14 protein-coding genes are annotated in these 13,849 nt (G+C 70.5%); 5 read left to right on the top strand and 9 right to left on the bottom strand.

Translation table 11 applies throughout. The features are described from left to right. The first annotated feature begins 51 nt into the window (after window positions 1-51). From U2P90_RS13215 to U2P90_RS13205, 3 genes are all read left to right on the top strand, one after another. Entirely contained in the window at window positions 52-546 is a 495-nt protein-coding gene (locus U2P90_RS13215) for a hypothetical protein (RefSeq protein WP_322472491.1), read from the top strand. A gap of 102 nt (window positions 547-648) precedes the next feature. Further along, window positions 649-1,041, top strand: coding sequence for a S1 RNA-binding domain-containing protein (locus U2P90_RS13210; RefSeq protein WP_295818335.1), 393 nt, complete (start codon window positions 649-651; stop codon window positions 1,039-1,041). A gap of 177 nt (window positions 1,042-1,218) precedes the next feature. After that, window positions 1,219-2,520: a S1C family serine protease gene (locus U2P90_RS13205; protein WP_322472490.1), complete on the top strand. Its 1,302-nt coding sequence runs from the start codon at window positions 1,219-1,221 to the stop codon at window positions 2,518-2,520. A gap of 22 nt (window positions 2,521-2,542) precedes the next feature. Here U2P90_RS13205 and U2P90_RS13200 read toward each other — a convergent pair whose 3' ends face one another. From U2P90_RS13200 to U2P90_RS13160, 9 genes are all read right to left on the bottom strand, one after another. Further along, window positions 2,543-2,854, bottom strand: a complete 312-nt coding sequence (locus U2P90_RS13200) for a hypothetical protein (protein ID WP_322472489.1) — start codon at window positions 2,852-2,854, stop codon at window positions 2,543-2,545. A 32-nt stretch (window positions 2,855-2,886) separates the two neighbouring features. Continuing rightward, complete coding sequence (locus tag U2P90_RS13195; RefSeq protein WP_322472488.1) at window positions 2,887-3,690, bottom strand: [LysW]-aminoadipate kinase; 804 nt, start codon at window positions 3,688-3,690, stop codon at window positions 2,887-2,889. A gap of 68 nt (window positions 3,691-3,758) precedes the next feature. Next, complete coding sequence (locus U2P90_RS13190; protein WP_322472487.1) at window positions 3,759-4,082, bottom strand: DUF1294 domain-containing protein; 324 nt, start codon at window positions 4,080-4,082, stop codon at window positions 3,759-3,761. Then, window positions 4,079-5,074, bottom strand: a complete 996-nt coding sequence (gene ispH, locus U2P90_RS13185) for a 4-hydroxy-3-methylbut-2-enyl diphosphate reductase (RefSeq protein ID WP_322474701.1) — start codon at window positions 5,072-5,074, stop codon at window positions 4,079-4,081. Before ispH ends, U2P90_RS13190 begins: the two co-directional genes overlap by 4 nt. Window positions 5,075-5,183: 109 nt before the next feature. Next, a complete protein-coding gene (locus tag U2P90_RS13180; protein ID WP_322474700.1) occupies window positions 5,184-6,671 on the bottom strand; it encodes a phospholipase D-like domain-containing protein in 1,488 nt (495 codons plus the stop codon). Between the two features lie 112 nt (window positions 6,672-6,783). Next, a complete protein-coding gene (locus U2P90_RS13175) occupies window positions 6,784-8,457 on the bottom strand; it encodes a glycerol-3-phosphate acyltransferase (RefSeq protein ID WP_322472486.1) in 1,674 nt (557 codons plus the stop codon). A gap of 40 nt (window positions 8,458-8,497) precedes the next feature. Beyond that, window positions 8,498-9,208, bottom strand: a complete 711-nt coding sequence (locus U2P90_RS13170; RefSeq protein ID WP_322472485.1) for a DUF4388 domain-containing protein — start codon at window positions 9,206-9,208, stop codon at window positions 8,498-8,500. A 1-nt stretch (window position 9,209) separates the two neighbouring features. Next, window positions 9,210-10,622: an NAD(P)H-hydrate dehydratase gene (locus U2P90_RS13165; RefSeq protein ID WP_322474699.1), complete on the bottom strand. Its 1,413-nt coding sequence runs from the start codon at window positions 10,620-10,622 to the stop codon at window positions 9,210-9,212. Between the two features lie 99 nt (window positions 10,623-10,721). Next, entirely contained in the window at window positions 10,722-11,555 is an 834-nt protein-coding gene (locus tag U2P90_RS13160; RefSeq protein WP_322472484.1) for a tetratricopeptide repeat protein, read from the bottom strand. Between the two features lie 73 nt (window positions 11,556-11,628). On the opposite strand from U2P90_RS13160, the gene rsmA reads away from it, so the two are divergent. Both rsmA and U2P90_RS13150 read left to right on the top strand, forming a co-directional pair. Further along, window positions 11,629-12,507, top strand: a complete 879-nt coding sequence (rsmA, locus tag U2P90_RS13155; RefSeq protein WP_322472483.1) for a 16S rRNA (adenine(1518)-N(6)/adenine(1519)-N(6))-dimethyltransferase RsmA — start codon at window positions 11,629-11,631, stop codon at window positions 12,505-12,507. 75 nt (window positions 12,508-12,582) lie between these two features. Beyond that, window positions 12,583-13,551 (top strand): carbohydrate kinase family protein, encoded by a 969-nt coding sequence (locus tag U2P90_RS13150; RefSeq protein WP_322472482.1) that lies wholly within the window; start codon window positions 12,583-12,585, stop codon window positions 13,549-13,551. Window positions 13,552-13,849 lie beyond the last annotated feature (298 nt).

The following is a 13,849-nucleotide window of genomic DNA, read 5'->3' as shown; positions in this document are numbered from 1 at the left end:
CATGTGGCCGCCAGAAACTGGTCATCTGTGCCCCATATGATGCCCGCTGTCATGGTTCGACTTCCACATCCCCGTCCGCTGTCTGCCGCCGCTGCGCTCGCTCTGCTGGGGCTGACGGCAGCCCTGGCCCAGACGTCTGCACCGGCCACTCTGCCGGCCGCATGGACACATGAACGGCTCTCCCAGGCCACCTTCGTGATCGCCGACCCGGAGATCCGGGGCAATGCCGGTCTGGTCAACGACTCGCAGCGGGCGGGCATCCTGAAGGCCATGCGCAAGGATTCCGGCGACGCCCTGAAACGCCGTTATCCCCAGGCCGTGCTGTCGTCCGGGGCAGTCAGCTCGGATGCCATCCGCGTGACACCGGTGATGGAGGCCCCGGCGGCGCTGCGGCCGTGGTCGAGCCTGACCGCCAGCCTGACCTTCGATCTGCCGGAGGGTTCCACCGTGGTCGTCAAACAGCGCTTCAGCCTGCTGACCCTGTGGCAGCGTGGATCGGGTGCGGCCAACTTCGCCTTCGACCAGATCGCCAATCGGCTCCCCTGACCACCGGCCGGAGGCGTCCCGTGGGCCGCCGTGTGTCGATCCCCCTGCGCCGGGCCGGGTCTTGGTGTACCATGGGCCTCATGCTTTTCGAGGAGACTTCCTTTGGTGCAGCTTGATTCCGGCGCGGTGGCAGAGGGCCGCGTCACGCGCGTGACTGATTTCGGCGCGTTCATCCAGTTCGAGAACGGCGAGACTGGCCTGGTGCACATCTCGCAGATCGCCCACTCCTTCGTGCGGAACATCCACGATCACGTCCGAGAGGGCGAGAACATCGAGGTGAAGGTGCTGGGCCGCGACGAGCGTGGCCGCCTCGATCTGTCGATCAAGGAACTGCTGGAGGAACCCGAAGAGGTGCCGAGGCCCCGCGCCATCGGTCGCCAGAGCCCCCAGTTCGAGGCGAAGCTGCGCTCGTTCATGCGGGACGCCAAGGAGCGCACGCACGGAGGCGGCGGCAGCGCGGCCAAGAAGCCTGCCGGCGGCAAGCGCAAGAAGTAATCCAGCACAGGACGGCACCCCGACCATGACATCGGGGTGCCGTCCTGTGTTCCATATGACGCATGATCCGGTGGGAGTTCCGCGCCTGGGATCCAGGGATCGGCCGTCGGCCCAGGGCTCCACGTCTTCCCGTCACCGTTAACATTCATATAACCGCACACTGGCACACTCAGATCCATGAAACGACCTCTGTCCATCCTGGCCCTGACCGGTACCCTGGCGCTCGGTGCCTTCGCCGGATTTCAGGTCAACGACCGATTCTCTGAAGCCTCCACCGTGACCGCGGCCGTGCCCCAGGGGCAGATGATCCCGGCCGTCGCGCAGGCGACGCCGACGGCGCCCGCCACCTACGACAATGGCCGCGCCCGCACCGAGTCCGAGGCGAACACGGTGAACGTGGTGAAGGCCCGGCAGAACGGTCTGGTGTACATCAGCGTGACCGAGAGTGCGGACACCAGCCCCCAGGCGCAGCTGCGTCAGCAGTTCCAGCAGCAGCTCCCCTTTGGCTTCGCCACGCCGGATAACAGCCAGCCACAGACCGGCACCGGCAGCGGCTTCTTCGTGAACGCCCAGGGCGACATCATCACGAACAACCACGTCGTGGAGGGCGCCAGCGAGATCACGATCCGCCTGCACGGCAACAAGGCCACGTACAAGGCCAAGGTCATCGCGCGTGCCCCCGACTTCGACCTAGCCCTGATCCGTGCCGAGGGCGTGCCGGCGTCCGCCATCCAGCCGATTCCGCTGGGCGACAGCGACAATCTGGACGTGGGCCTCAAGGCCATCGCCATGGGCGCACCCTTCAACCTCGACTTCAGCGTCTCGGAGGGCATCATCAGCTCGCTGGAACGCACCGTGCGGGTCGGGACGAAGGAGATCTACCAGAGCGTCATCCAGACGGACGCCGCGATCAACCCCGGCAACTCGGGCGGGCCGCTGCTGAACTCCAGTGGGCAGGTCATCGGCGTGAACACCCAGATCCTGACCGGCGGGGCGGGCCAGAGCGCGGGCGTGGGCTTCGCCATCCCCGTGAACACCGTCAAGAAGATCCTGCCGCAGCTCCAGGCCGGCAAGGGCGGCGTGATCCAGACCCCCACGCTGGGGATCCAGTTCACGGATCTGAGCGGCCTGACCAGTGACCAGCGCTCCCAGGCGAAGCTGCCCGCCAGCGGCGCGCTGATCCAGTCCGTGGCTCCCAACAGCCCCGCCGCCGCCGCCGGCCTGAAGGGGGGCAGCAACCGGGCGCTGAACCTCGATCCGTCGGGTCAGGCGGGTGCCCAGGCCACCGTCTCGACCGACGGCGACATCGTCACGGCCATCGACGGCCAGGCGATCTCGGCGGGCGACGACCTGCGCCGCGCGATCATCGGCAAGAACATTGGAGACACCGTGAAGCTGACCGTCGTGCGGGGCGGCCAGACGCGAACCGTGAACGTCGATCTGAAGGCCTTCACGTTCCCGACCACCGCCCAGCAGTAAGCGCACCCACCCGGGGCGGAGGTCAGGTGGCCTCCGCCCCGCCGTGCTGTTCCGGGGCAGCGAACAGCGGCCCCAGATCGGTCATCACGCCGGTCGCCTCGGGCACACCGAAGGTGTACGTGCCGAAGACCGCGTGGAATTCCTGGGGCGAGAGCTGCCGGGGCTGCCCGCTGGGGCCGCATGCCAGCACCTCCTCGCCGCGCACGGTCAGGCGGTACTCGCCCAGTTCGCGCACCGTAGCCTTCTTCCCCCGCCCGGCACGCAGGAGGGCGGTGACCCGGTATTCCCGGCCCCCCCGCGCGGCGAGGAACACGAGCAGGTCGTTGGGCGTCATGCGCGGCAGGATACCAGAGTGGCCCGGTCGCCCTACTCGACGACGGTGCCCGCTCCGGCCAGCGCGGCGCTGACCGGCTGACCGGCCCGCGCGTCTCCGAAGATCACGCGCCGCACACCGCCCTGCACGGCCTCGGCGGCGCCCAGCACCTTCTTCTTCATGCGATCCTGTGCGAATTCCAGATACGATTCCACATCATTCGCCGGAATCGAGGGAATCAGGCTGGATTCGTCGGGGTAGGCCCGCAGCAGGCCCGGCACGTTGGAGAGCAGCAGCAGCGCGTCGGCCTTCAGGGCGACCGCCAGCGCGGCGGCGGCGCGGTCGCCGTCCACGTTGATCGCCACGCCCTCGTAGCTGCTGGCGGGCGGCGTGAGCACCGGCAGGTAGCCGGCACCCAGCAGCAGCTCGATCAGGCCGGTGTTGACCTTCTCGACGGTGCCGGTGTGGTCGCCGCGCAGCACCTTCACCTTGCCGTTCTCGACTGCCCGCACCGAGTCCTTGTGGCGGCCCTCGAAGATCCGGCCGTCCAGGCCCGACAGGCCCACGGCATTCACGCCCAGTCGCTGGAGGCGCTCGACGATCCCCTTGTTCATCTTGCCGCAGTACACCATCTCGAAGATCTCCAGCGTCTGCCGGTCGGTGAAGCGCGAGGTATAGCCGCTGGGGCTGGTCACGAACTTCGGCGGGTGCCCCAGCGCCTCGGCCACGCGGTTCGTCTCGCCGCTGCCCCCGTGTACCAGGATAAGTTTCTCGCCCGCTGCCCACCGGGCCGCGATATCGGCACATACCGCGTCGTAATCGATGCCTGCACTGCCGCCCACCTTCACCACGATCATGCCGCTGAAGGTATCACATGGAAAGTCAATCCGAGAATCACATCTCAAATGCAAGGGAAAGCGTGTGGTCAGAGCACCACGGCGATCCAGAGGGCCGCCAGGACGACATCGCCCACGATCCACAGCACCGCGATGCGCCAGAAGACCCGCTGGTAGCTCAGCTTGCGGGTCTTATGTCGGAACACCTGCTGGGCCAGCAGCGATCCGGCCCACCCGCCCCATGCCTCGGTGCGGTGCAGCGTCCGTTCGGGCACACGGCGGCGTCCGCCGGACGCCAGCACCTTGTCGCGCCAGATCGACACGAATGCGATCAGGCCCCACACGACCTGCCACGCCACGAGCACACGGAACGCGGCGGCCAGCGCGTCCACGTGAACAGGGGAGACGGTCACTGCATCGTGCGCGGCAGGGCGTCACCCGGCAGGATCTTCCTCGGCTCGCGGAACTCGATGTCCTCCCACTCGCCCTCCTCGATGACCGCCAGGGCCGGATTCAGCGTCCGGAAGTGGGCCACGACCGCCTGCACCAGATCGTCCGGCGTGCTCGCGGCCGACGTGATGCCCACGCTGCTCACCCCGCTCAGGTCGATCCTGTCCAGATCCGCCACGGTCTCCAGACGCTCGGCCCGCCCACAGGACTCGGCGGCCAGCTCCAGCAGGCGCATGCCGTTGCTGGAATGCGTGCTGGTGAGCACCAGGAAGGCGTCCACCTGCGGCGCAATGGCCTTCACGGCGTCCTGGCGGTTTTTGGTGGCGTAGCACAGATCCTCGCTGGGCGGCACCACCAGCGCCGGGAAGCGGGCCTTCAGGATGTCCACGGTGCGGCGGGTGTCGTCCACGCTCAGGGTCGTCTGGGTCAGCACGACCAGCTTCTGCGGATCGGGCACCTCGACGGTGTGGGGGTCGTGCAGGCCCTCGCCGGTCTTGCCGAGCACGCCCACCAGAATGGTGCTGTCCGGGGCCTCCCCCCGCGTGCCGATCACCTCCTGGTGCTGGGCACTGTCGCCGATCAGCAGGATGGTGTACCCCTCGCGGGCGTACTTCTTGGCCTCGGTGTGCACCTTCGTGACCAGCGGGCACGTCGCGTCGATGGTCGCCAGACCCAGGGCCCGCGCCCGCTCGCGCACCCTCGGGCTGATGCCGTGGGCGCTGAACACGACGGTCTCGCCCCCCTGGGGCAGCGCCTCCACCGCATCGAGATCCTCGACAAAATGCACCCCGTGCGCGGCCGACAGCCGCTCGACGACCGTGTGGTTGTGGACGATGGAGTGATACACCGTCACCGGCCGCTCCTCGGTCACGGCGGCCCGCTCGACCGCCTGGATCGCCATGACGACCCCCGCGCAGAACCCACGGGGCCGGGCCAGGAACACGCGCTCAATCATGGTCATACCTCGACGACGGGCACACGACAGCAGAGACCTTCATCCTGACAGTCTACGGAAGGCCCGTCCCGCAGACCGTGCGCGGGCCGCCGCTCGCCCACCCGCCAGGTCAGTCCACCAGATCCTGCACGACGTTCGGCTGCCAGCGTTCTTCGGGAACCGGGCGGCTGCCGGTGTTCCACACCTCCTCGAAACTCGCGTTCTGCTCGGCCACAGCTGTGGGGTCGTCGGTGGCCAGGGCCGCCTCGGCCAGACCCAGGCTGCCCCACGACGCGAAGTGGAAGTTCATGCTGCCCGTCACCACGATCTCGTTGTCGACCGTCAGCGTCTTGGTGTGCATGTTCGCGGTCGTGTAGCGGGCCTCGAAACGGTCTTCCAGGCCCCGGCGGCGCAGTTCGCGGCGCAGCAGCGCGACGCCACTGCGGTTCGGGGCGGCCCCGATGCCGTAGCTGACCAGCAGCAGCCGCACGTGCACGCCGCGCTGCATGGCAGCCAGCACATGGGTCATGTATGTCGTCCACTCGCGCACCGGGCACGTGGACGGATTGAGGTACGCATACCAGCAGGTCAGGGGTGGGCCGAAGTCCGCCTGCATGAGATCGACCTGCGTGAGGGCCCCGTCCAGCAGGGCCAGATGGGCCAGATCGGCGTGGTCGACCCCAGTGCGGCGGTACAGCATGAAGGCCCGCGCTGTCCCGGTCGCAACGGCGGCCCGCGCCGGCGCCGGGTGGCTGGGGGGCGGGGCGGCCTGCATCGTGCAGCGTGCCGCGACGTCGCCAGCCGCGACGTCGGCCGGACAGACCAATTCCAGGCTGTGCCGCCACAGATCGTCGAAGACTGCCACCCCGCTCTGCGCGACCGGGCCGGACACCCGCAGGCCCAGGTCGCGCAGGTCACGGCCGCCGGGCTCGCTGGACGGCAGATGCCAGTCGGTGTAGTTGTACCCGGCCACGGTCATGTCCGTGCCGTCGATGACATGCAGTTTCACGTGGCTGTGTGGAAGGTAGCGGTAATTCAGCACCGTCAGCGTCCAGCCCACGCGGTCGTCGCGCAGCGGCACGCCCAGAGAGCGCAGGTCGCGGGCGGCCAGCAGCGGCTGGGTCGCGCCGTCCGGGCGGATCACGTCAGGGAACCCGCCCAGCAGCAGCCGCACGGTCATGCCCTGCGGGTACGCGGCGGGGTCGGCGGCCACCTTCGCGTACAGGTCGCGCACTGCCTGAGCGAAGGTCATTCCGGGATTTCCGGCCCCCGCCCGCCATTCCATGGTCGTGAGCAGCACCTCGCTGCGGGCGGCGCGGATCTGTTCGGCGGTGATCTGGAAGGCATCCCGTGGCGTATCGGCGCTGCGGGGCGTCCGCAGGAACCCCAGGAAGGCGTTCCCGCACGTCAGGTCTGGCCCGGCCTCCTGGCGCGCCAGCTCCCACAGGCGCAGGGCCAGACGGCCGGTGGGGGCCTCGCACGGCGGTGGGGGCACCGACAGCGGCGCCGGCGGCTGCATGGAGCCCGGCCACAGGGGCAGGTCAGCCGCCCCGGCGACCGGGAGAGTGAAGGCCAGCAGCACCAGAACCGGCACCAGGCGCCGCAGGGAGAACAGCATCACCGGGGTAGCATAGGCAGCTTAGGTGAAGACCTGTTGAAGATGTGACGCACGGAACAGCGGTCGGCTTGAAGCCTGCTGTCACCGGAGCCGTGACAGCGGTTCCCTCACCTCAGTCCACGACCTCAAAGCCCAGCTTGTGCGCCTCTTCGACGAAGAAATTGATGTTTTCGGACAGGGTCTGCTGGCCCAGGCTCTTGCGGCCGTGCTCGCCGGTCGCGGCGATGATCAGCGTCTCGGCCAGACACGCGGGCACCGCGCCCTCTCCGAACTGGAGGTCAATGTGGCTGGTCATGCCGCCCGGCGGGCGCACCACGCCGCCCGGAATGATCCGCACCCCCGGCACGGTCCGGACGCTCTCGTCCACGTCGGCGGGGCGGCCCTCGTCGAAGATCCACGCGCCGGGCTGCACGTGCTGCGGGAAGATGACGGGATTGGGGTCGCTGGTCGCGGTGAAGATCAGCGCGGCCTCGCGCAGGCCGTCATACGAGGTCGTCGTGATGATCTCGGTGTCCTTCACGGCCCGGCGCAGGGTGGCGGCGCTGCGTTCCAGGCGTTCGAGGTCGCGCCCGACCATGATCAGGCGTTTGACCTGCGGGGCAATGGTACGGGCGATCCCGAAGGCGACCACACCGTTCGCGCCGACCACCGCCGCCGTCGCCTCCCTGAGGTCGCGGCCCGTGGCGGCAAAGTGCTCCAGAATGCCGGGAATCGCGGCCTTGATGGTGCCCGACGTGTACGCCCCGCCGTTCGTGATCGTGATCTCGGGCACCGCGGCCTGCACGTCCAGGCCCTTGTTGCCCACGACCGACCAGAACGCGCCCAGGCCGAAGACCTCGGCGCCCAGCTCACGGGCCAGCCGTGCCCCCTCGATGGCCCGGCGCGTCGCCAGCTCCGGGTCGTCGCGGAACACGTCGGGCAGCAGGGGGCTGGAGAGCAGGTAGCAGCGGATGCTCTTGCCATCGACCGTGCGGATGCCGTGGAGTTCGCCGACCTTCATGGGCCGCAGCGTCCGGGCCAGATCCCGGACGCTGGCCTCGCTGACCAGCCCCCGCTCGACCAGAGGCCGCAGCCACGCAAATCTCCGCGCCTGCCAGAAGTTCTCCAGCGTCATCGGATGGATCATGAAGGCCGTGACGACCTCGTCGGCGCGCTGTCCGGCCAGCGGCACGGCGTCACCCAGCCGGGGTTCGGTGCCGTCCAGGATGCGGCCCAGGTTCTCCTTGAAGCGCCACGTCGCCGCGATCAGCAGGCCCAGCGCCGCCAGTTTCGCCGGTACCGGCGTGGGCAGCAGCCCCACCGTCAGCGCGAAGGCGAACAGGCCCGACAGGGTGCCCAGCGTGACAAAGCCCCAGTACCCGCTGACGGCCGCGTACACCACGACCGGCAGGGCGGCGGCCCACAGGGGCACAGCCTGCGTGACGGCCAGCCCGGCCAGCACGCCCAGCAGCACCAGATTGCCCCGGCCGCGCGGCGGCATCGGGCCGTACAGGCGCGGCGGCGGATTGAGGTGGCCCAGGTACGCGGCCAGCGCACCCAGCACCGCCACCTCCGGCACCTGGATGCTCGCGGCCATCAGCACAGCCACGAAGCCCTTGGCCGCGTCCAGCAGCGCCGTGGTCAATGCCAGCCCCGGCCCCACGCGGCGCAGGACGTTCTCGACGCCCAGGTTGTACGCGCTGTGCATGCGTCCGTCCACGCCGACGCGGGCCAGCAGGGTGTGCCCGACCGGCGCACTTCCCACGAGGAAGGCCACAGCGAGCAGCAGCATGGACACGAACAGCATGGGCGGCATTCTATACCGGCCGCCCTGACGGCCCGGTCGCTCAGCGGGGCGTGGCCGACTCCATGTCCTGCTGCACTTCCCAGACCAGGTCCCGCCAGACCCAGCCGCTGCCCGGAAAGCGCAGCCCCGTGCGCAGCTCGCCCAGCAGCCGGGCGCGGGCCTCGCGCAGGGTGATCTCGCCGCGGTCGACCAGGTGGCCCAGGGGCGGCATCGGCTCCGGCAGGCGACCGGAACGGCCGGGCACCGCCTGGAGTCGCAGGCGGAACCACTCGAAGCGGTCTCTGGCCTCCAGCCGACCCTCGCGCCGGGCCTTCACCACGAACTGTGCCACCTGGACGACCGGCACCTCCGCCTCGCGGGCCACCGCCCGCACCGAGCGACCGCCCTCCAGATCGAACAGGGGCTCGGCACCCCGGTAGTACCGGCTGGGGCTGCCGATGACCGCACAGATCTCCTTCCATTCGTCGGTCGTGCGGGCCCAGTCGGACATCACGTGGTTGAACGCGCCCAGTGCCCGGCCGGTCACGGCGCGGCGCTCGAAGGCGAACGACCCGACCTCGGCCAGCAGGGGACTGGCATACAGGGCATCCAGACCGATCCAGTCGACAATCCCGCCCGACACGATCTCACCGCCCACGAACGCGACCGTGTAGGGCACCTCCGTCTGCACCTCCAGCACCCCGGTCTGCCGGGTCGCATGGATCAGTTCGAGTGCGCCCAGCAGCGGAATATCACTCAGCAGGCCCTGCATGCTAGCGACCGTACCATGGGCCCGCCGGGCCACTGCGGATCACGTCCATCCACGCGCCGCCCAGTTCCTGTGCCACGTCCGAGGCGATCAGACCATATCCGTGTGCGGCCCCGGCCCGCTCGCCGGCCCGAGCGTGCAGACGCACGCCGGCGACCGCCGCGTCCGGCGCGGTCATGCCCTGGCCCAGCAGCGCCACCAGGACGCCCGACAGTGTGTCGCCCATGCCGGCGCTGGCCATTCCCGGATGCCCGCCCCGCGCCACGCTCAGCCCGCCGGCGTGGGCCACCACGCTCGGGCCGCCCTTCAGGACGACCACGCCGCCCAGCCGGTCGTGGAGGGCTCGCGCGATCCCCAGCGGATCCGCAGTGATCTCGGTGGTGGCGCAGCCGAGCAGTCTGGCGGCCTCGCCGGGATGCGGCGTCCAGATCACCCGGTCGTGCCCGGCACCGGCCAGGTCTGGCTGCAGGGCATCGGCGTCCACGACGGCGGGAATCTCCCACGAGAGCAGCTCGCGCGTCACCGCGACCGCCTCCGGCCCCAGCCCCATCCCGACCGCCACGGCGTCGGGCCGGGGCGCGTCACGCAGCCGTGTCAGGGCAGGTGTCCACGCCGCGTGCCGCCGCACCATCAACTCGGCGGTGATCAGCGGTACGTCGGCGGTGGAGTGCACGGTGACCAGACCGGCCCCGGCCCGCAGTGCGCCCACCCCGGCCAGGGCCGGAGCGCCGGTGGTGCCGGGGTGGCCGCCCACGATCCACACCCGCCCGGCGGTGCCCTTGTGGGCGTCGGCATGGCGGCGGGGCAGCAGGGCCGCCACCCGCGCGTCGGTGGGCCACGCCGCCAGTGCCTCCTGTTCGATCCACGCCGGCATGACCGACAGCGGAGCGACCGTCACCTCGCCCGCCAGGGCGGCGGCGGGGCCGAACAGCAGGGCCGGCTTGATGCCCATGAACGTCACGGTCGCGTCGGCCTGCATGGCCCCGTCCGGCACGTGGGCGTCGGTCGCGTGTACGCCGCTGGGCACGTCGATCGACACGACCTGCCCAGCGGCGTGGCGCCAGGCGTTCACCATCCCCGTGAGTTCCGCCAGCGCCGGGCGCAGCGGGGGCGTGAAGCCGGTGCCCAGCAGGCCGTCCACGACCACGGCCGCGCCGCGCAGCTCACGGCGCAGGGTCGCCGGCCCCAGCGCGGCCACGGCGCCGCCGACCGCCCGCCAGCGCCGCCGGTTCAGCACGGTCAGTGGGTGGGTCGAGGGCCGGGCGAGCACCGCCGCCTCCATGCCCCGCACCATCAGGTGCCGGGCGGCCACGAAGGCGTCGCCGCCGTTCGCGCCGCCGCCCGCCAGCAGCAGGATCCGGCCCCCGCCTGCGCGGGCCGACACGGCATCGGCCACCGCCCGCCCCGCGTCTTCCATGGTCAGATCCAGCAGCCGCGCTCTGTCCAGCCGGGCGTCGATGCGGCGGGCACCGTCCGGGCCGAGCACCCACTGCGGCGAGCCGGGCGTGGACACCGGTCAGCCGACCGCGCTGCGCAGCGCCAGCGCCACCAGCACCACGATCACCACCAGCAGCGCCATCCGGCCCCAGCGCAGCACCGGCGTGGCGGCAAACTGCTCCTTCATCTCGGCCTCCGTGTCGTCCTTCGAGCGGCGCATGCCCAGCCGCTGGCCCCGGCGGATCGCGCCGACGGCCTCGCCCACACGGCCCTGACGCCGCAGCGCCACGCCCAGGTTGTGGTGGGCGCCGTCGAACTCGGCGTTCAACCGGATCGCCTCGCGGTAGCGGGCCTCGGCGGCCCCGGCGTCACCGGCCTCCAGGCTGAGGTTGCCCAGGTTCGTCATGGCGCGGTAGTGTCCGGGATCGCTCGCCAGGGCCTCCTCGAACAGGTCGCGGGCACGGTCGGTGTCGCCCAGGGCGGCGGCCCTCACCCCCAGGGTGTTCAGCGCCTCGGCCCGCGTGAGGGCCACGGTCAGCGCCGGGGCCAGGCTGGCCTCCAGATCGGCCTGTTCGGGCAGGTCGGCAGCCCGTGTGGACACCGCCGTCAGCGCGGCCTCGATGGCGTCCAGGTCGAGGTGTCGGCGCAGCACCGTGAACTCGGGAGCCGTGCCCCCCGCCAGCGCCTCGCGCAGGTCGCGCAGGGCCCGCCGGGCGGCGGGCGCCCGCCGGGCCCGCACGGCCTCCAGAATGCCGACTACGGCCGACAGCGCGTCTTCGAGCTCGGCGTCAGCCCGGCCCACGCGGGCGGTGGCCAGGGCACGGCGCCACTCACCGGCCCGGATCAGGTCACCCAGATCCGGCAGGGCCAGATCCGGAGCGTCCTGGCGCGTCACTCCGGCGGGATCGGTCATGGCGAGAGTATACTGACGCGCCTGCCGGACGGTTCCACACGCGCCGGTCACGATGGAGTCAATGGAGTCAGCCGTGTCCCAGTCCCAGCCCGATGCCCACAGTGCCGCCCACGGCGATCCTGCCCGTACCCCACCCCTGTACTCGCCGGCCCGCGTGCGGGAACTGCTCGACCGGCACGGGCTGCGGCCCACGAAGAGCCTGGGTCAGAATTTCCTGATCGACGGCAACATCCTGCGGGCCATCGCGGAGGCCGGCGGCGCCGCGCCCGGTGTGCCGGTGCTGGAGGTCGGCCCCGGCCTGGGGGTGCTGACCGGCGAGGCCGCCCGACGTGGCGCCCGCGTCACCGCGCTGGAAAAGGACGAGCGGCTGCGTCCCGTGCTGGCCGAGACGCTGGCCGGACTGGACGTGCAGATCGTGTGGGGCGACGCGCTGGAGTTCGATTACGCGTCGCTGGAGCCCGGCACGCGGGTGGTCGCCAACCTGCCGTACTACATCACCGGCGTGCTGCTGTCACGGTTCATGAACGCTCCGGCCATCGAGTCGGCCACCGTGCTCGTGCAGAAGGAGGTCGGCCAGCGCCTGACCGCCCGCCCAGGCGAGGATGCCTACGGCTTCCTGAGTGCCCTGGCCGCCCTGCACGGCACTGTGCGGCATGTGCGCGACGTGCCCCGTGGGGCCTTCCTGCCCGCCCCCGACGTGACGAGTGCCGTCATGCGGCTCGATTTCGACCGCAGCCGGCCGCTGCCGGAACCGGCGCTGCTGCGCTTCGTCGAGGCGGCCCTGCACCACCGCCGCAAGACGCTGCGCAACAACCTGCGTCTTGTGGGATACGCTGCAGACGCCATCGATGCAGCCCTGACCCGCACGCAGCTGCGGCCCGACGTGCGGGCCGAGGACGTCCCCCTGGCTGCACTGCAGTCCGTTGCGCGGGAACTCGGCGTGGTACGGTAAATCAGGTCACCGACCAGTTCAACCCCACACCATCACCCAGCAGGGGCCAGCACGCCGGCCCCGGAGGTCTTCACCGTGAAGTTCTACGTTATCGGCGATGTCACCGTCGACCACCTGTATCACCTGACCCGTCTGCCGCGCTCCGGCGAGGAAGTCACGCCGCTCCAGGCCAGCATGAAGCCCGGCGGCGCCGGCGGCACGATCAGCGTGACCCTGGCCCGCCTGGGACACACGGTCACCCTGGCCGCCCGGGTCGGGGTCGATCCGTTTGCAGACTACGCCCTGAGCCACGTGCGGCAGAGCGGCGTCGGCGAGGGCGCCATCCAGCGCGACGAACACCTGCTGACCAGCACCATTACCGTCATGCAGACCGGCAGCGGCGAGCGGGCCATGATCAGCGACGGCGCTGCCAACCGCGAACTCGATCCGGTCAAGCTGAAAAAGAAGGACATCGAGACCAGCGACGCCCTGATCGTCAACGCCTACGCCCTGATCGAGGGGCCGCAGCGCGAGTACGCCCGGCAGGCCATCGCGTATGCCCGGAATGCCAAGAAGCCCGTGCCGGTCTTCGTCGACCTCGGTACCGGGGCCGTGAACAAGGCCAGCACCAGCCTGCTGGACGACGTCATCGGAGCCGACTACCTGACCCTCAACCAGCACGAACTTCAGGCCCTGACCGGCACCGGCAGCATCAGCGCCGCCCTGGCGAAGCTCGGCCAGGCGGGGGCGCAGCGCGTGGTGGTCAAGGTCGGCAAGATGGGCTCGATCACCTGGACACCCACCGATACCGAACTCGTGGACGCCGTGCTCCCAGAGGGCGATGTCGTGGACACCACGGGGGCCGGCGATACCTTCACCGCCACCTTCGCGCATGCGGTGCTGGGCGGCGTGAACATGGCCGAGGCGGCGCGCGCCGCCAACGCCGCCGGTGCCCTGGCGGCGACCAGCCTGGGAGCGCAGGAGCGGCCGATCACGCCAGCGGATCTGGAGGGCGTGCTCCCCAAGGTGCGCAAGACCCGCGAACCGGCCCGCGATCCGTCCTGAGCCTCGACTGAACGTCGCCCTGTAGGTCATCGGCCCCGTCAATCACTTGACGGGGCCGATGTTCGCTGGAGACGGCGGTCGTTGAGACATGCAAGCAGAGCAGGACGTACAACGCACGCGCTGTCGCGGTCGAGGAGAGCGCCCGGGAACACACTTGATGTGCAGGGGTGGAGTGCAGTGCAGATGCAGATGCGCCGATCTGCGACGGCCGCTGCCCACACCATGTCGGTGGTGGTCTCCACCACCTGTCCACCAACTGCCACACAGCAGACACCCCCCTGACCGGGGGGCGTATCCT

The organism is Deinococcus sp. AB2017081 (assembly GCF_034440735.1).
GTDB classification, from domain to species: Bacteria; Deinococcota; Deinococci; order Deinococcales; family Deinococcaceae; genus Deinococcus; species Deinococcus rufus.
Note: the sequence above shows the minus strand (reverse complement) of the source record. Positions and strands in the feature narration are given on the sequence as shown.